The organism is Pseudomonas graminis (genome assembly GCF_004364335.1).
Classification (GTDB): domain Bacteria; phylum Pseudomonadota; class Gammaproteobacteria; order Pseudomonadales; family Pseudomonadaceae; genus Aquipseudomonas; species Aquipseudomonas graminis_D.
This window is the reverse complement of record NZ_SOCR01000004.1, coordinates 329,059-344,239: the sequence shown is the minus strand read 5'-3', so window position 1 is coordinate 344,239 and position 15,181 is coordinate 329,059. Positions and strand designations below refer to the sequence as shown.

Annotated in this window: 18 protein-coding genes and 1 pseudogene; 11 read left to right on the top strand and 8 right to left on the bottom strand. The window is 58.1% G+C overall.

Going from position 1 to position 15,181, the window contains the following annotated elements; genetic code table 11:
• Window positions 1–116: 116 nt before the first annotated feature.
• Complete coding sequence (locus EC919_RS27130) at window positions 117–284, bottom strand: hypothetical protein (RefSeq protein ID WP_166650515.1); 168 nt, start codon at window positions 282–284, stop codon at window positions 117–119.
• Complete coding sequence (locus tag EC919_RS09110; RefSeq protein WP_133773181.1) at window positions 281–577, bottom strand: Cro/CI family transcriptional regulator; 297 nt, start codon at window positions 575–577, stop codon at window positions 281–283. The genes EC919_RS27130 and EC919_RS09110 overlap by 4 nt, the downstream gene beginning before the upstream one ends.
• Before the next feature lie 105 nt (window positions 578–682).
• Here EC919_RS09110 and EC919_RS09105 point away from each other — a divergent pair, with 105 nt between their 5' ends.
• The 10 genes and pseudogenes from EC919_RS09105 to EC919_RS09065 all read left to right on the top strand — a co-directional run bounded on the left by EC919_RS09105 (window position 683) and on the right by EC919_RS09065 (window position 9,436).
• Window positions 683–1,522: a LexA family transcriptional regulator gene (locus EC919_RS09105; protein WP_208294960.1), complete on the top strand. Its 840-nt coding sequence runs from the start codon at window positions 683–685 to the stop codon at window positions 1,520–1,522.
• A 176-nt stretch (window positions 1,523–1,698) separates the two neighbouring features.
• Window positions 1,699–2,001: a helix-turn-helix transcriptional regulator gene (locus EC919_RS09100; RefSeq protein ID WP_133773179.1), complete on the top strand. Its 303-nt coding sequence runs from the start codon at window positions 1,699–1,701 to the stop codon at window positions 1,999–2,001.
• A gap of 138 nt (window positions 2,002–2,139) precedes the next feature.
• Window positions 2,140–2,322, top strand: a pseudogene (gene csrA, locus EC919_RS27810) (carbon storage regulator CsrA); the annotation flags it as partial.
• A gap of 175 nt (window positions 2,323–2,497) precedes the next feature.
• A complete protein-coding gene (locus tag EC919_RS27125) occupies window positions 2,498–2,668 on the top strand; it encodes a hypothetical protein (protein ID WP_166650514.1) in 171 nt (56 codons plus the stop codon).
• Window positions 2,661–2,897: a hypothetical protein gene (locus EC919_RS09090; RefSeq protein WP_133773175.1), complete on the top strand. Its 237-nt coding sequence runs from the start codon at window positions 2,661–2,663 to the stop codon at window positions 2,895–2,897. The genes EC919_RS27125 and EC919_RS09090 overlap by 8 nt, the downstream gene beginning before the upstream one ends.
• A gap of 187 nt (window positions 2,898–3,084) precedes the next feature.
• The gene (locus EC919_RS09085) at window positions 3,085–4,269 is read left to right on the top strand and encodes a tyrosine-type recombinase/integrase (protein ID WP_133773174.1); all 1,185 of its coding nucleotides are present in this window, start codon (window positions 3,085–3,087) and stop codon (window positions 4,267–4,269) included.
• Between the two features lie 36 nt (window positions 4,270–4,305).
• Window positions 4,306–6,078, top strand: a complete 1,773-nt coding sequence (locus EC919_RS09080; RefSeq protein ID WP_133773172.1) for an N-acetylglutaminylglutamine amidotransferase — start codon at window positions 4,306–4,308, stop codon at window positions 6,076–6,078.
• 3 nt (window positions 6,079–6,081) lie between these two features.
• Entirely contained in the window at window positions 6,082–7,830 is a 1,749-nt protein-coding gene (ngg, locus tag EC919_RS09075; RefSeq protein WP_133773170.1) for an N-acetylglutaminylglutamine synthetase, read from the top strand.
• Between the two features lie 126 nt (window positions 7,831–7,956).
• Window positions 7,957–9,141, top strand: coding sequence for an osmoprotectant NAGGN system M42 family peptidase (locus EC919_RS09070; RefSeq protein WP_133773168.1), 1,185 nt, complete (start codon window positions 7,957–7,959; stop codon window positions 9,139–9,141).
• Between the two features lie 64 nt (window positions 9,142–9,205).
• Complete coding sequence (locus EC919_RS09065) at window positions 9,206–9,436, top strand: YheU family protein (protein WP_133773166.1); 231 nt, start codon at window positions 9,206–9,208, stop codon at window positions 9,434–9,436.
• A 45-nt stretch (window positions 9,437–9,481) separates the two neighbouring features.
• Here EC919_RS09065 and csrA (EC919_RS09060) read toward each other — a convergent pair whose 3' ends face one another.
• The 3 genes from csrA (EC919_RS09060) to EC919_RS09050 all read right to left on the bottom strand — a co-directional run bounded on the left by csrA (EC919_RS09060) (window position 9,482) and on the right by EC919_RS09050 (window position 11,098).
• Window positions 9,482–9,679 (bottom strand): carbon storage regulator CsrA, encoded by a 198-nt coding sequence (csrA, locus tag EC919_RS09060; protein WP_133773164.1) that lies wholly within the window; start codon window positions 9,677–9,679, stop codon window positions 9,482–9,484.
• A gap of 201 nt (window positions 9,680–9,880) precedes the next feature.
• Window positions 9,881–10,213: a YnfA family protein gene (locus tag EC919_RS09055; RefSeq protein WP_108122002.1), complete on the bottom strand. Its 333-nt coding sequence runs from the start codon at window positions 10,211–10,213 to the stop codon at window positions 9,881–9,883.
• Between the two features lie 72 nt (window positions 10,214–10,285).
• Window positions 10,286–11,098 carry an SDR family oxidoreductase gene (locus EC919_RS09050; RefSeq protein WP_133773162.1) on the bottom strand — a complete coding sequence of 271 codons (813 nt, stop codon included), beginning with the start codon at window positions 11,096–11,098 and terminating at the stop codon, window positions 10,286–10,288.
• A gap of 449 nt (window positions 11,099–11,547) precedes the next feature.
• Here EC919_RS09050 and EC919_RS09045 point away from each other — a divergent pair, with 449 nt between their 5' ends.
• Window positions 11,548–11,706 (top strand): DUF3309 family protein, encoded by a 159-nt coding sequence (locus tag EC919_RS09045; RefSeq protein WP_020290439.1) that lies wholly within the window; start codon window positions 11,548–11,550, stop codon window positions 11,704–11,706.
• Between the two features lie 461 nt (window positions 11,707–12,167).
• On the opposite strand, the gene EC919_RS09040 is transcribed toward EC919_RS09045, so the two are convergent.
• The 3 genes from EC919_RS09040 to EC919_RS09030 all read right to left on the bottom strand — a co-directional run bounded on the left by EC919_RS09040 (window position 12,168) and on the right by EC919_RS09030 (window position 15,103).
• The gene (locus EC919_RS09040; RefSeq protein WP_166650513.1) at window positions 12,168–12,455 is read right to left on the bottom strand and encodes a hypothetical protein; all 288 of its coding nucleotides are present in this window, start codon (window positions 12,453–12,455) and stop codon (window positions 12,168–12,170) included.
• A 681-nt stretch (window positions 12,456–13,136) separates the two neighbouring features.
• Window positions 13,137–14,795 (bottom strand): cation acetate symporter, encoded by a 1,659-nt coding sequence (locus tag EC919_RS09035; protein WP_133773157.1) that lies wholly within the window; start codon window positions 14,793–14,795, stop codon window positions 13,137–13,139.
• Complete coding sequence (locus EC919_RS09030) at window positions 14,792–15,103, bottom strand: DUF485 domain-containing protein (RefSeq protein ID WP_074890233.1); 312 nt, start codon at window positions 15,101–15,103, stop codon at window positions 14,792–14,794. Before EC919_RS09030 ends, EC919_RS09035 begins: the two co-directional genes overlap by 4 nt.
• Between the last annotated feature and the right edge of the window lie 78 nt (window positions 15,104–15,181).

The window sequence follows — 15,181 nt, the reverse complement described above, 5'->3', positions numbered from 1 at the left end:
AAGATTTACGAAGCTCCCCTGGCAGGGAGTGGAAAAGAAGGCTCCCGAAAGGGGGCCTTTTTGTTGCCTGCGATTTAGCCGGTCAACAAATACTGGGATTGGCGTTTGTTCATTCGTCAGATCTCAATCAAATCGGCAAACGCCAATAGTTGGAAGGCCAGGTTCAGGCCCTCGGTTTGAACAGAATGCATACTTAGAGGATTCGGCGCGACCCAACCCTGTGCACTTAACGTCCAGTCCGCCGTGTTTAATATCGAGTCCGCCGTGAAAGTGACGTTGTTCACGATCCACATCCGGAAACACTGGATGAAACCACAGCTACACCAACGCCCTGCCCAATCGCTGAGATCTGCGCCACAATCTGTTCAAGATTTGGCCGGGGCTTTTGGCTCGGTCCACTTGAAGGAAAGCCCTTGAGTTCAAGCGCGGAAAAAATACCTGGCTCGTCCTCATGAACGAGGATCACTCGCCCGGACTTCAAAGCTTTGCAGATCGCAGTCTGGCTCGAACCGAGCGATTTAGCGGCTTCGTCTTGACCTTTGTCTGCAACGAATACGCTCAAGGGAATAGGCGTCATACGCTCACCTGAAATGGCTATTGCGACACAAAATAACCGCTGGTGATGAATAAATCAACACCTGCGGTTTTTGATTGTGAACACCCACGGTTATAGAGTTGTCGCATGAAAAAACGTGAATTGACGCCAGAAGAGAAAGCCGAGTGTGCTCAGTTGAAGAGCATCTATATGCGCAAGCGTGCAGACCTCGGGTTAACCCAGGAGGCGCTGGCAGAGCAGCTAAATATGTCCCAAGCTGGCCTTTCGATGTATCTGAATGGCCGGAACGCCATCAACTTAGAATTCGCGTTCAAAATATCTCGGCTCCTGGAGGTATCAGTGAGTGAATTTAGCCCTCGAATTGCCGCTGAAATAAGGGGGCCAAGCGGGGTTAGCAAATTGCTCGGCGCAATATGGGACGGATCCCAGCAGCAACCGGCGAGCAGCATCCTTTCGCCAGCCGACATAGAAGAGCTGGGCGGGACTATTGACGTTCAGGGACTGCCTTCCGCTCTTGCTCAGAAGATTCGCGACTACAAGCGAATTGTGGTGGTTCCTCGCTACGACGTGACGGCGTCCATGGGGCCGGGTGCAGATGTGCCAGAAATGAACATGGTGGTTGAGAACATGAGCTTGGATGCTCGTTGGGTCCGGCAAAATCTCACATTTTCCGCGCTGGAAAACCTCAAGCTTATCTCCGGTCGCGGGGACAGCATGTCGCCAACGATCAGAAATGGCGACGCGGTGATGATAGATATTGGAGTGAACACGGTAGAGGCTGATGCAATCTATTTTTTCCAGTTGCAAGGCCAGCTTCTGATCAAGCGCATACAGAGAAACCTGGACGGATTGTCGATCATTTCGGACAACGCGCAGTACCGCGATCTGCCCGTTCCTGCCGACCGCGAAGAAGATATCCACATCCTGGCCCAAGTAATTTACTGGTGGAACGGCCGCAGCTTCTAAACGCCAGGCTTGCCGCCAAACCCCTCCAAAATGCCCGCCACGAGCGGGTTTTTTTACGACTCCAAATAAAGGCATGTGAGAAAAACAATCTTTATAACCGCCGGTGTTGGCAAGGGAGTCGAACGGGTCTAGATTTCGCCTATCGAATTAGCACCTGCGGTTATTTGGAGAGTTATATGAACATCAAGCTTGGCGTTTGGAAGGGAATCTTGGGTCAAGGACTGGCGCCACGAGAGCTCCAGTGCGTTCTGGCCGTGGCCAACGGCAAGACGGTTAAAGAGGCGGCTCAGATCTTGGGAATGGCCCCTTCCACAACAGCTAAGCGCATCGCAAGTGCCATGTACAAGCTTGGCGTGAACCGTCAGGCAGCCTTGGTCGCAGCCGCATTTGCGCAAGGGATCATCAGCTTCGCCGGTGTGGGCAGCCCTACTCCCGAAAACCAGCGCGACGAATCACACGACGGCGTCTTCATCGCATGACCGCGTTTGCAGCGGCGTGCGCCTCCAGCGGGGACGCAGTCCGGTGCTCAGGCTGATCTGACCCGTAAACCAAACTGAATTTTGCGAAAGCCAAAAAGCGCGGCCGGGATTCGTTCGGCCTGAAATCAAGGAGATTCCATGCTCATCCTCACACGCCGCCCAGGCGAAACAATCCACATCGGCGACGACGTAACGATCACGGTTGTCGGCATTCAGGGGACTCAGGTTCGTGTTGGTATCCATGCTCCGGACCACGTAGAAGTCCATCGCGCCGAGATCTACGACAAGATTCAAGCCGAGCGCGCGATGAGCAACGTTCACATTGACGACCGCATCAAGGCTGCAGCGTCTGAGCCAGTTACGCTGAGCGTTCTCTTCGAGCTGCCCAACGCACAGGCTGCTACCGCGCTGATTAATCAAATGCCGTCGGGCCAACGCGTGTTCGGGACTCAGGCGAAGGTGAGCCGCATCACGCTGATGGCAAAGGAGATTGAACATGACCCGCTACGGTAACGGGCCTGTCGGTCGGAGGCTGATCGAGCTGTTCAATGCAATGCAGCGCCGCGAGACCCCAGTGATCAAGATTGCTGAAATGGCGGCCTCTTGCGGTATCAACCCGCGCCGGCTTCTCGCCGACCAATTCCGCAGGGGATCATTTGATGCTTGAACTCTTGAGCCTGAAGGACCTGTGTGAAGCTTTGGTCAGCCAGCAGTTCGAATCTGTCCACGACGCCGAGCAGGCGCTGGAAAAGTTCGAACACCTTACGACCCCTGCGGCCGTTCTCAGCCTGTTGAACGACCTAGAACGCCTCGAGGCAGAGGTTCGCGACGGGGAGTGCAGCCGTGACGCGTCAGTTTCACTACAAACAGAAAACCTGACGCGTCAGGAGCAATAGCCATGGTCGCAGCTGAGAAGATTGAAACCGGCGATGGATTCGACAAGGTCACCGAAAAGAGAATGGCTGAACTGGTGGGAACCACGCAGAGGGCGCTGCAGCGAAAGCGCGAGCGCAAGGTCATTCCTGAGTGGGTCTGGACGAAGATTGATGGTCGAATTGTTTATAGCGTGAGGCGGTATGACGAATGGATAGAAAGCCTGTGGACCTGCCAGCAGGGGTTGAAATTGTCGGGCGATCAATCCGAATTCGTTTCTCCTGGAACAAGAAGCGGTGCTGCGAAACGCTCGCCTTCCCTCAAACCCCGAAAGGGATCGCTGCAGCCGCGAATCTACGTGCTCAAGTAAAGCAACTGGACAAGGCCGGCGCGCTCTCGCCAGAGAAGTACGCCGAGCTGTTCCCGAACTCGCGCAACGCCATCGTTCACACCGTCCCTATCTTCTTCGACTATGCGCAGGAGTGGCTGAACAGCCTGCAGATCGTCGAGAGCACTCGCAGAAGCTATCGGTCCGCGCTCCAGATCTACTGGGTGCCGTACCTGGCTGAGCTGCCCGTCGACAAAATCACCCCCATGCTGATGCGCAAGATCGCCACGGACATCCAGTGGTCATCGCCCAGCAGGCGCAAAGGCGCTGTGCGGTTGGTGACCAGCATCTTCGCGCAGGCAGTGAACGACGAGCTGATCCTGCGCAACCCCGCGCTGTCGATCCCGGCCACTCGGACGGTGAAGCGTGAGATCGATCCTTTCAGCCGTGACGAAGCGGACGCGATTATCGATCAGCTGTATCAATTGACGAACGGCTTGCAGAAGATCTACGCAGCGTTTTTTGAGTTTTCTTTCTATACAGGAATGCGTCCAGGCGAGGCGATGGCGCTGCGCTGGAGCGAGGTGGACACCCGCAATCGAACGGCCAAAGTCTGCCGAATTCGCATCTACGGGAAGATTCAGGAAAGGACGAAAACGAAGAAGTCACGCGAGGTTTTATTGAACGATCAGGCGCTTCATGCACTCGATACTGCTAGGCCGCTGACGGCAGCGCGCTCTGATTATGTGTTTGCGCCTGAAGGCAGCGGGATCAAATCAGAGCTGTTTATACGCTCCGAGACAGGGCCAAAACGTTACTGGCTGAGTGCATTGCGCAAGCTTGGGATTAGACAGCGCAGGATGTACGACACCCGTCACACGTACGCAACCATGTGCCTGATGTCTGGCATGAACCCGGCATTCATCGCCTCGCAGCTCGGGCACAGCGTACAGGTTCTGCTATCCACATACGCAAAGTGGATCAGCTCGCCGAGCGATTGGACTGAGTTGAAGAAGCTGGACCAGAAAGAAAGTGGTACGGAATCGGTACGGTCAAAATCCCAGTAACGCCAAACACGCCGAAAACATAAGGGTTTAGGACTGATGTGCGGATTAGCTGGCGAACTACGCTTTGACAACCAACCTGCGGATCTCGCCGCAGTAGAACGTATCACCCATCATCTCGCGGCTCGCGGCCCGGATGCGTGGGGGTTTCATAGCCAGGGACCAATTGCCCTCGGCCACCGTCGTTTGAAAATCATGGATCTGTCTGACGGCTCGGCGCAGCCGATGATCGACAGCCATCTGGGCCTCTCCCTGGCCTTCAACGGCGCCATCTATAACTTCCCGGAATTGCGTGCCGAGCTTGAAAGCCTTGGCTATCAGTTCCATTCCGGCGGCGACACCGAAGTGCTGCTCAAGGGCTACCACGCCTGGGGCGCAGACATGCTGCCCAAGCTCAACGGCATGTTCGCGTTCGCCATCTGGGAGCGCGACAACAGAAGCCTGTTCATCGCCCGCGACCGTCTTGGTGTAAAGCCGCTGTACCTGTCGCGCACCGACAAGCGCCTGCGTTTCGCTTCTGCGCTGCCCGCCCTTCTGAAAGGTGGCGACATCAGCCCGATGCTCGACCCGGTCGCGCTCAATCATTACCTGAACTTCCACGCCGTGGTGCCTGCGCCGCGCACCTTGCTGGCGGGCGTTGAAAAACTGCCCCCGGCGTCGTGGATGCGCGTCAGTGCCGAAGGCAAGGTCGAGCAGAAAGTCTGGTGGACGCTGCCCTATGGTCCGCGTGCTGACGAAGCGAATCTGACCCTCGAAGACTGGCGCGACCGTGTGCTCGACAGCACGCGGGAAGCCGTTGCCATCCGTCAACGCGCTGCGGTGGATGTCGGCGTGCTGCTGTCCGGCGGCGTTGACTCGAGCATGCTCGTCGGTTTGCTCCGTGAAGTGGGCGTTAAGGACCTGTCGACCTTCTCCATCGGTTTCCAGGATGCGGGCGGCGAACGCGGCGATGAATTCCAGTATTCGGATCTGATCGCCAAACACTACGGCACCAATCATCATCAACTGCGCATCAAGGAAAGCGAGATCATCGAACAACTGCCCGCCGCGTTCCGCGCGATGAGCGAGCCGATGGTCAGCCATGACTGCATCGCGTTTTATCTGCTGTCCCGCGAAGTGGCCAAGCATTGCAAGGTGGTTCAGAGCGGCCAGGGCGCGGACGAGCTGTTCGCCGGCTATCACTGGTACCCGCAAGTGGACGGCGCCAGCGACCCTTATGCCGCTTACCGTGATGCGTTCTTCGACCGCAGTTACGACGAGTACGCCGAGACCGTTACACCGAAGTGGCTGACGGCGAATGACGCCGCCGGTGATTTTGTGCGCCAGCATTTCGCGATGCCGGGCGCTGATGCGGCCGTGGACAAAGCCCTGCGGCTGGACAGCACGGTGATGCTGGTGGATGACCCGGTCAAACGCGTCGACAACATGACCATGGCCTGGGGCCTCGAAGCTCGCACCCCGTTCCTCGACTACCGACTGGTCGAGCTGTCGGCACGGGTGCCTGGCCGCTTTAAATTGCCGGATGGCGGCAAGCAAGTGCTCAAGGAAGCGGCGCGTCTGGTGATCCCGTCCGAAGTCATCGACCGCAAGAAAGGCTATTTCCCGGTGCCGGGCCTCAAGCATCTGGAAGGCGACACACTGAGCTGGGTCCGCGATCTGCTGCTTGATCCAAGCCAGGACCGTGGCCTGTTCAACCCGGTCATGCTCGACAAACTGCTCACCGATCCACAGGGTCAACTCACGCCCCTGCGCGGCTCCAAGCTGTGGCAGCTGGCGGCGCTGAACCTGTGGCTCAGCGAACAAGGACTCTGACCCATGAAAGCCAACGCTTCGATTCACAACCAGCGCTTGTTGCGCGGCCAGACGCCGTCGTACGAGCGCTTGCAGGCTCGCCTTGCCGAAGACGGCAGCACGCCTGAGACAGAACCGCTGGCTCTGCATTGCGGCTGGGGACGGCTGCTGATTGGCCACACCTACCCTGACCCGGCATCCCTCGCTCAGGAGTTGCTCAACGAAAAGCAAGGCGAGCGCGATATCGCCTTATACGTCGCCGCGCCGCAGCAGGTGCTGGCGCAATCGCCGCAACAGTTGTTCCTCGATCCGTCGGACACGCTGCGCCTGTGGTTCAGCGATTACCGCCCGGCCCAGCGCGTGTTTCGTGGTTTCAGGATTCGCCGGGCACAAAGCGAAGGTGACTGGACCGCGATCAACAATCTGTACATCGCCCGTGGCATGTTGCCCATCGACCCTGCCCTGCTGACACCTCGGCACCAAGGCGGCCCGGTCTACTGGATTGCCGAAGACGAGACCACCAACGCCGTGATCGGCAGCGTCATGGGCCTTAATCACCAGAAGGCTTTCAACGATCCCGAAAACGGCAGCAGCCTGTGGTGCCTGGCGGTTGATCCGCAATGCACACGGCCTGGCGTCGGCGAAGTGCTGGTGCGCCATCTGGTCGAGCACTTCCAGAGCCGGGGTCTTGCGTACCTCGATCTGTCAGTGCTGCATGACAATGATCAGGCGAAAAGCCTGTACGCCAAACTGGGATTCCGCAATCTGCCGACCTTCGCCATCAAGCGTAAAAACGGCATTAACGAGAAGCTGTTTCTCGGCCCCGGCCCGCAGGCGGATTTCAACCCGTACGCCCGGATCATTGTCGAAGAAGCCCATCGTCGCGGCATCGAAGTGCAGGTGGATGACGCCGAGGCCGGACTGTTCACGCTGATTCATGGCAGTCGCCGCGTGCGTTGCCGTGAGTCGCTGAGCGACCTGACCACCGCCGTCAGCATGACGCTGTGCCAGGACAAACGCATGACCCAGAAGACGCTCAAGGCGGCAGGTCTGGAAGTGCCGGTGCAGCAACTGGCCGGCAATGGCGACGACAACCTGGCGTTTCTGGAAGAACACCAGCGCGTCGTGGTCAAGCCGGTCGATGGCGAACAGGGTCAGGGCGTGGCCGTGAACCTGCGCACTATCGAAGATGTGCAGGCGGCTGTCGAACGTGCTCGCCAGTTCGACAGCCGTGTGCTGCTCGAGAGCTTCCATGAAGGGCTCGATCTGCGCATCGTCGTGATTGGTTTTGAAGTGGTCGCCGCCGCGATCCGTCGTCCGGCCGAGATTATCGGCGATGGCCGTCACACCGTCGGTCAGCTGATCGAGGCGCAAAGCCGGCGTCGGTCTGCGGCCACGGGCGGCGAAAGCAAGATCCCGGTGGACGATGAAACCCGCCGCACCGTTGACGACGCCGGCTTCAGCTTCGACAGCGTGCTACCGGCCGATCAGCGTCTGGCCGTGCGACGCACCGCGAACCTGCACACGGGTGGCTGTCTTGAAGACGTCACCGCGATGCTTCACCCGGTGCTGAAGGATGCTGCCGTGAGAGCCGCTCGCGCCCTCGACATCCCGGTGGTCGGTCTGGATCTTATGGTGCCCGCCGCTGACCAGTCGGAGTACGTGTTCATCGAAGCGAACGAGCGCTGCGGTCTGGCCAATCACGAGCCACAACCGACAGCCGAGCGTTTCGTCGATCTGTTGTTTCCCCACAGCCAGCCTGCCCATGGCTAAGGCGCAATCCCTGTAGCCGTGAGCCTGCCCGCGACCGGTCTGGCCAACGATGCATTCGTTGCCACCGGATCGAGGCCGCGAGCGAGCCCGCTATCAGGTCACTTTGCGTCACACATTGAGGTGCCTATGACGACTGCAAACATCCATGAACCGGATCTGAATTACCTGCAGAAAGTCCTGCTGGAAATGCTCGCGATCCCGAGCCCCACCGGTTTTACCGACACCATCGTGCGCTACGTCGCCGAGCGCCTGGAAGAACTGGGCATTCCGTTCGAACTGACCCGCCGCGGCACCATCCGCGCCACGTTGAAAGGCAAACAGAACAGCCCCGACCGCGCGGTGTCTGCGCACCTGGACACCATCGGTGCCAGCGTTCGTGAAGTCAAAGACAACGGCCGACTGGGCCTGGCCCCGGTCGGTTGCTGGTCCAGCCGCTTTGCCGAAGGCAGCCGCGTCAGCGTGTTCACCGACAACGGCGTGATTCGCGGCAGCGTGCTGCCGTTGATGGCGTCCGGCCACGCGTTCAACACGGCCGTCGATACCATGCCCATCAGCTGGGACCACGTGGAAGTGCGCCTGGACGCCTACAGCGCCACCCGCGCGGATTGCGAATCGGTGGGCATCAACATCGGCGATTTCGTGGCGTTTGACCCGTTGCCAGAATTCACCGACAGCGGGCACATCAGCGCCCGCCATCTGGACGACAAGGCCGGCGTCGCCGCGCTGCTTGCGGCCCTCAAAGCCATCGTCGACAGCGGTGTCGAGCCCCTCATCGATTGCCACCCGCTGTTTACCATCACCGAAGAAACCGGCAGCGGCGCTGCGGGCAGCCTGCCGTGGGACGTCAGCGAGTTCGTCGGTATCGACATCGCGCCCGTTGCGCCGGGCCAGCACTCCAGTGAACACGCGGTCAGCGTGGCGATGCAGGATTCCGGTGGTCCCTATGACTATCACCTGTCGCGGCACTTGTTGCGCCTGGGCGAGCAAAACGACCTGTCCGTGCGCCGCGATCTGTTTCGCTATTACTACAGCGACGCACATTCGGCGATCACGGCTGGTTACGACACCCGCACAGCCCTGCTGGCGTTCGGCTGCGACGCGACCCATGGTTACGAACGAACGCACATCGACAGCCTGAGCACGCTGAGCCGCCTGCTCACCGCCTACATCATGAGCCCGCCGGTGTTCGCCAGTGATGCGCATCCGTCCAATGCATCGCTGGAGAATTTCAGCCATCAGCTGGAGCACGACGCGCAGATGGAAAGCGACACGCGTGTGCCGCCGGTGGATACGTTGGTGGGTCAGCGGTAGCCCGCCCGCACGGGGCGCGATAGCATCGCCGCCCCGTGTACCTTTTGTGATTGCCGAGAAACCTATGCTGATCCCCTACGACCAACTCGAAGCCGACACCCTGACGCGCCTGATCGAGGACTTCGTGACCCGCGATGGCACTGACAACGGCGACGACACGCCGCTCGAAACCCGCGTGTTGCGGGTGCGCCATGCGCTGAGCAAAGGTCAGGCGGTGATTTTTTTCGACATGGACAGCCAGCATTGTCAGTTGATGCTCAAGCACGAAGTGCCTAAGGAGTTTTTCGAGGAATAGGCCGCCTGCGCCCAAGACTGAACCGGGATGGTGACTCAAGTGGGCTCACCTCCCGGGCACCCGGTTGGCCAGGTTCTGCAGTCGTGAGGCAATGCGTCGAATAACTTCTGTCCGATGAATCCTGACGCACTGCGGCGCATCAATTCCCAGGCGCACCTCATTGCCGGAGATGCCCAGCACCCTCAGGGTGATGTCATCGCCAATGTTGAAGGTGTCGCCGATTTCTCGCGTCAATACCAGCATACGTCCTGCTCCTTGGCTTTAACCGAGGAAGCAGGTTGACGCTACGGTCCCGACGCTTCAATGCGCCAGAGCAAAATCAGTAACGCCCTTCAACCCTTCAAGAACCTGGCTGACAGACGCTTCCTACGCGTCCGGGAATTTCCGGCCTGCACGTCAGAGAAAAGTCCGGCAGACGTCAGTTTGTTCTTCCGACATGGAAGATCAGGCGGCTGACCAGCGCGGGCCAAACAGGATGATGGTCGCGCCAATCACGCAAAGGCCGACGCCGATCCAGTCCGATGTCAACGGGCGGACACGTTCGATAACGCCCAGCCAGGCAATGGAAGCAATGATATAAATGCCCCCGTACGCCGCGTAGGCGCGCCCGGCATACGTGGCTTCGACCCGGGTCAACAGCACGGCGAAGAGTGTCAGGCTGATCAGCGCGGGAATGACCCACAGCGCGCTCTTGCCTTGGCGCAGCCACATCCAGAAGGCATAACACCCGGCGATCTCGAACAGCGCGGCAAGGAAAAACCACAGGTAATTGAGCACGATGAGCCTCGTCCATGGGAGCCGGAAAGTGCCGGCCACCCTATCAGAAAAGTCCCGTAACGAACGCCTTGATCAGCTCCCGGACTTCGCCTTGGCGCGCATCTTCTCCGCCATATTGGCCATCTCGTCGTACAGCAACTGCGGACTTTTCTGTTTGAGCTGCCAGGCCATTCGCCCTTGCTCATGGGGCAGGATCATGAATTCGCCGCTGCCGACTTGTTGATGGATGTAATCGGCGATATCCGTCGCGCTGATAGGTGAACTCTCCAGCAACTTGCCGACCTGGGCTTTCATCGCCGGGGTTGGTCCGCGAAAGGAATCCAGCAAGTTGGTCTGGAAGAACGACGGACACACCACATGCACGCCGACTTCCTGCTGGCGCAGCTCGATCAGCAGGCTCTCCGACAGCGCGACCACGCCCGCCTTGGCGACGTTGTAATTGCTCATCGCCGGCCCCTGCATCAACGCCGCCATGGAGGCGATGTTGATGATCTTGCCCTTGCTCTGCTCCAGCAGTGGCAAGAACGCCTTGCAGCCTTTGACCACGCCCATCAGGTTGATCGCGATCTGCCAGTCCCAATCCTCAAGGGACAGTTCGCCAAAGAACCCGCCTGAAGCGACGCCGGCGTTGTTGACGATCACATCAATGCCGCCGAACTTCTGCTCGCAGGCTTGGGCAAACGCGGTGAGCTGGCTGTAGTCCCGAACGTCACAGCGCTGCACGAAACCATCCCCGCCTGCTTCTCGCGCCAGCCGCAGGGTTTCCTGAAGGCCGCTGTCACTGACATCCGACAGCGCCAGCTGCCAACCTTCGCGCGCCCAGCGCAGCGCGATCTCGCGTCCCAGCCCGGACCCTGCACCGGTGATCATGATGCGATTGTGCATAGCAGACGCCTTGTCGGTTGTTAAGAAGTCGCTAGAGTGTAAACAGGAGGATTGTCCGACAAACCCTTCATCAGGTCGCTGAATATGGGAGACAAACCCATGCTTTGAATGGGTTGCCACTCCTTTGGATGTATTCGGCCACTTGAATGATTTAATAGGCTGAGCGTTACTTCAAACTTGCCGACCCGTTAGTTACAGCTTGGTTCCACACTAGGCAGGATACTTTTCTGCACATTTTTTAATCAGTTTAGACACGAAAAGAGTTTTCGCTAAACACGCAAGCCCATGATTTAGCTGCTCTTTATCAAAGGTGTTAATTTTTATTGCTGCAGCTCAGAACCTTTTGATTAGTGCGACAGTCGGATTCATCAAGCAGCACAATGACTGGCCTTAGAGGCAACGTCTTGAGTTGCATAGCCATCTTCCAAGAACACTAGAAGGAACTCGTCATGGGCATCGGCACAATTCTGATCATCATCCTTATCCTGCTGTTGGTCGGCGGACTTCCGGTATTCCCGCACTCCAGAAGCTGGGGCTACGGTCCATCGGGCATCATCGGTACGATTCTGGTGATCCTGCTGATATTGGTGTTGCTGGGCAGGATTTAACTGCCAGGCTGCCATTAAAGAGAACCGCGCTTAGGCGCGGTTTTTTTTGTGTTTATTTAAGGGCGGATCTGCCTGGGGGCAGATTGTTTCGCCTTCGGTGACTTACTTTTGAAAAGCACCAAAAGTAAGCAAAAGTGCCTGCTCTCGGCTTGGCCCGACTTCGTCGGGTTCCTTCATTCCGGTCTCGCTCCGTGTGCACCCAAGTCGCGATTGGCGGTGTTTGGGCTATTTGCGTATGAAGATCAAAAGCAGATCAAGGGCAAATCAAAGGCTTCCCGGCTGAAGCCGGTCCTACGGACTGCATCCAGTCCACTGTAGGAGCCGGCTTGCTGGCGAACGCGGGGTATCTGAAACGAAGGTATACCTGCATGTTGGGGAATTCAGGGGGAGGGAGGATTTACAGCGATCGAACAGGACGTTCGGAGGAAGCTAGGGCGTTACGCCCTAGCAGATAGCAGGCATTACTTTTTCTTTTTGGCAGGCTTGTCGGCTTTTTCTGCCTTGTCTGACTTCTTGGCCTTCTCTGGCTTGCTATCAGCTTTCTTTGCTGCTTTCTTTGGCTCGGCTGATTTCTTTGGTTCAGCCGCTTTCTTGGTGTCTTTCTTGGTCTCTTTCTTGTCAGAAGACTTCGAAAGCGCCGAGGCCGCAGCGGATTTCTTTTCCGGAGAGGACTTTTTGTCCTTCAAATCCTTGCTGGCTTTCGAAGCTTCACCTTTGGTTTTCTTGTCGTCTTTAGCCACGTTAACCACCTCTCAAAGAGTGCCGGTATTAGCACAAGGCCTGTGGGAATCTCCACACGCTGATCATTAGGCGAAGCGGCTTGAAAGCGGTTCAATCTTTTTAAGCATTGAACGCAAAAATGACATCTGCCTCAGATTCATGCTCGCCTGAAACGCCGGTTCGCCAGCAAGCCGGCTCCTACAGGAAAGCCAAAGACGATAGGACGGCCGGTGAAATAACCAGCGCCTGAAATGTCCCCTTCCCGGCTAAAGCCGGTCCCACTAAAAAGCACACCGAGTACCCCCTGTGGGCCCGGCGTCAGCCGTTGCCGTTGCCGTTGCCGTTGCCGTTGCCGTTGCTTTTGATCTTCATACACAAAAGGCCCAGACACCGCCAAACGCGACTTGGGCGCAGGCCGAACGTAGACGATGCGCAGTGGGCCGAGCCGCATGGATGCGGCGAGAGCGCCGTCAGGACATGGATGTCCGTTCGGCGCGGGCCCACGGAGCATCGTCGAAGTGAGGGAACCCGACGACGTCGGGCCTAGCCAGGAGCAAGCACCCTTGGTTACTTGGGGTGCTTTTCCAAGTAACTCGCCGAAGGCGAAACAGTCTGCCCCCAGGCAGAGGCTCTTGATCTTGACCTTGAGCGCTTTTAAAACAAAAACGCCCCGAATAATCGGGGCGTTTTCACAACAGCACTACCTCACATCAATGCGACACCGCGCCACTGGCCCCCAGGCCGGTTTGCGAACGCACAAACTGCGGGAAGAACAACGCACGCTCACCTTCCGCCGCCTTCGACTTATCCGTGATCGAGAAAAACCAGATTCCGACAAACGCAATCGCAATCGAAAACAACGCCGGATACTCGTACGGGAAAATCGCCTTCTCGTGATGCAGAATCTGCACCCAAATCGTTGGGCCCAGAATCATCAACACCACCGCGCTGATCAACCCCATCCAGCCGCCGATCATCGCGCCGCGCGTGGTCAGGTTTTTCCAGTACATCGAAAGCAACAACACCGGGAAGTTACAGCTCGCCGCAATCGAGAACGCCAGGCCCACCATGAACGCAATGTTCTGACTCTCGAATGCGATACCCAACAGAATCGCCACGACCGCCAGAGCCACCGTGGTGTACTTCGACACACGGATCTCGTCTTTCTCGTTGGCCTTGCCCGCCTTGATCACACTGGCATACAAGTCGTGGGACACCGCCGATGCACCGGCCAGCGTCAGACCCGCCACTACCGCCAGGATGGTCGCGAACGCCACCGCCGAGATGAAGCCCAGGAACAGACTGCCACCGACCGCATCGGCCAGGTGAATCGCCGCCATGTTATTGCCGCCGAGCAACGCGCCCGCCGCGTCCTTGAACGTCGGATTGGTGCTGACCAGCAGGATCGCGCCAAAACCGATGATGAACGTCAGGATGTAGAAGTAGCCGATGAAACCGGTCGCGTAGAGCACCGACTTACGGGCTTCCTTCGCATCGCTTACGGTGAAGAAACGCATCAGAATGTGTGGCAGACCTGCGGTGCCGAACATCAGCGCCAGACCCAGCGAGAACGCCGAGATCGGATCCTTCACCAGACCGCCCGGGCTCATGATCGCCTCACCTTTCGGGTGAACCTTCACGGCTTCGGAGAACAGCACGTTGAAGTCGAAGTTGACATGCTTCATCACCATCAACGCCATGAACGACGCACCGGAGAGCAGCATCACCGCCTTGATGATCTGAACCCACGTGGTCGCCAGCATGCCGCCGAACAGCACGTACAGGCACATCAGGATACCGACGAGCACCACCGCCACCGCATAGTCCAGACCGAACAGCAACTGGATCAGCTTGCCGGCGCCGACCATCTGCGCGATCAGGTAGAACGCCACCACCACCAGCGAGCCGCAGGCGGACAAGGTACGGATTTCCTTCTGCTTCAGGCGATAGGACGCCACGTCAGCGAAGGTGTACTTGCCCAGGTTACGCAGGCGTTCGGCGATCAGGAACAGGATGATCGGCCAGCCGACGAGAAAGCCGATGGAGTAGATCAGACCGTCGTAGCCGGAGGTGTACACCAGCGCGGAAATCCCCAGAAAGGACGCCGCCGACATGTAGTCACCGGCGATGGCCAGACCGTTCTGGAAACCGGTGATCTTGCCGCCTGCCGAGTAATAGTCTGACGCTGTCTTGTTCTTTTTCGACGCCCAATACGTGATGCAGAGGGTGAAACCGACGAAGACCACAAACATGATAATCGCCGACACGTTCAACGGTTGCTTCTGCACCGCACCGGTCAGCGCTTCGGCTGCCCAGAGTGTCGGTGCGAAAGCGGCAAGGCCGAAGGCCGCAAGCAAGCGCCGGATCATTGCTGCGCCTCCTTGAGGATGGCGTTGTTCAGGTCATCGAATTCACCGTTTGCGCGGCGAACATAGATGGCGGTCAGAACGAACGCGGACACGATCAGCCCGACGCCGATCGGCATACCCCACGTAATGGTTGATGTGGCGCTGATTTTGGCGCCGAGAATCTGCGGCCCATACGCAATCAGAAGGATGAATGCGGCATAGAGCCCAAGCATGATTGCCGAGAGAATCCAGGCGAATCGTTCCCTTTTCGAGACCAGCTCCTTGAAGCGCGGGCTGTTCTGAATCGAGAGGTAAATGCTGTCGTTCATTGTTTTTGTCCTCGCAGCACAGATGGATGTCACGGTTTGCACTTTAGTCCGCTCTGCGATGCACTCCAGACGACCTTA

Coding starts and splice junctions, on each gene's coding strand:
- EC919_RS09110 (WP_133773181.1), bottom strand. CDS start 577: ATGACGCCTATTCCCTTGAGCGTATTCGTTGCAGACAAAGGTCAAGAC.
- EC919_RS09105 (WP_208294960.1), top strand. CDS start 683: ATGAAAAAACGTGAATTGACGCCAGAAGAGAAAGCCGAGTGTGCTCAG.
- EC919_RS09100 (WP_133773179.1), top strand. CDS start 1,699: ATGAACATCAAGCTTGGCGTTTGGAAGGGAATCTTGGGTCAAGGACTG.
- EC919_RS27125 (WP_166650514.1), top strand. CDS start 2,498: ATGACCCGCTACGGTAACGGGCCTGTCGGTCGGAGGCTGATCGAGCTG.
- EC919_RS09090 (WP_133773175.1), top strand. CDS start 2,661: ATGCTTGAACTCTTGAGCCTGAAGGACCTGTGTGAAGCTTTGGTCAGC.
- EC919_RS09085 (WP_133773174.1), top strand. CDS start 3,085: ATGGATAGAAAGCCTGTGGACCTGCCAGCAGGGGTTGAAATTGTCGGG.
- EC919_RS09080 (WP_133773172.1), top strand. CDS start 4,306: ATGTGCGGATTAGCTGGCGAACTACGCTTTGACAACCAACCTGCGGAT.
- ngg (WP_133773170.1), top strand. CDS start 6,082: ATGAAAGCCAACGCTTCGATTCACAACCAGCGCTTGTTGCGCGGCCAG.
- EC919_RS09070 (WP_133773168.1), top strand. CDS start 7,957: ATGACGACTGCAAACATCCATGAACCGGATCTGAATTACCTGCAGAAA.
- EC919_RS09065 (WP_133773166.1), top strand. CDS start 9,206: ATGCTGATCCCCTACGACCAACTCGAAGCCGACACCCTGACGCGCCTG.
- csrA (WP_133773164.1), bottom strand. CDS start 9,679: ATGCTGGTATTGACGCGAGAAATCGGCGACACCTTCAACATTGGCGAT.
- EC919_RS09050 (WP_133773162.1), bottom strand. CDS start 11,098: ATGCACAATCGCATCATGATCACCGGTGCAGGGTCCGGGCTGGGACGC.
- EC919_RS09045 (WP_020290439.1), top strand. CDS start 11,548: ATGGGCATCGGCACAATTCTGATCATCATCCTTATCCTGCTGTTGGTC.
- EC919_RS09035 (WP_133773157.1), bottom strand. CDS start 14,795: ATGATCCGGCGCTTGCTTGCGGCCTTCGGCCTTGCCGCTTTCGCACCG.
- EC919_RS09030 (WP_074890233.1), bottom strand. CDS start 15,103: ATGAACGACAGCATTTACCTCTCGATTCAGAACAGCCCGCGCTTCAAG.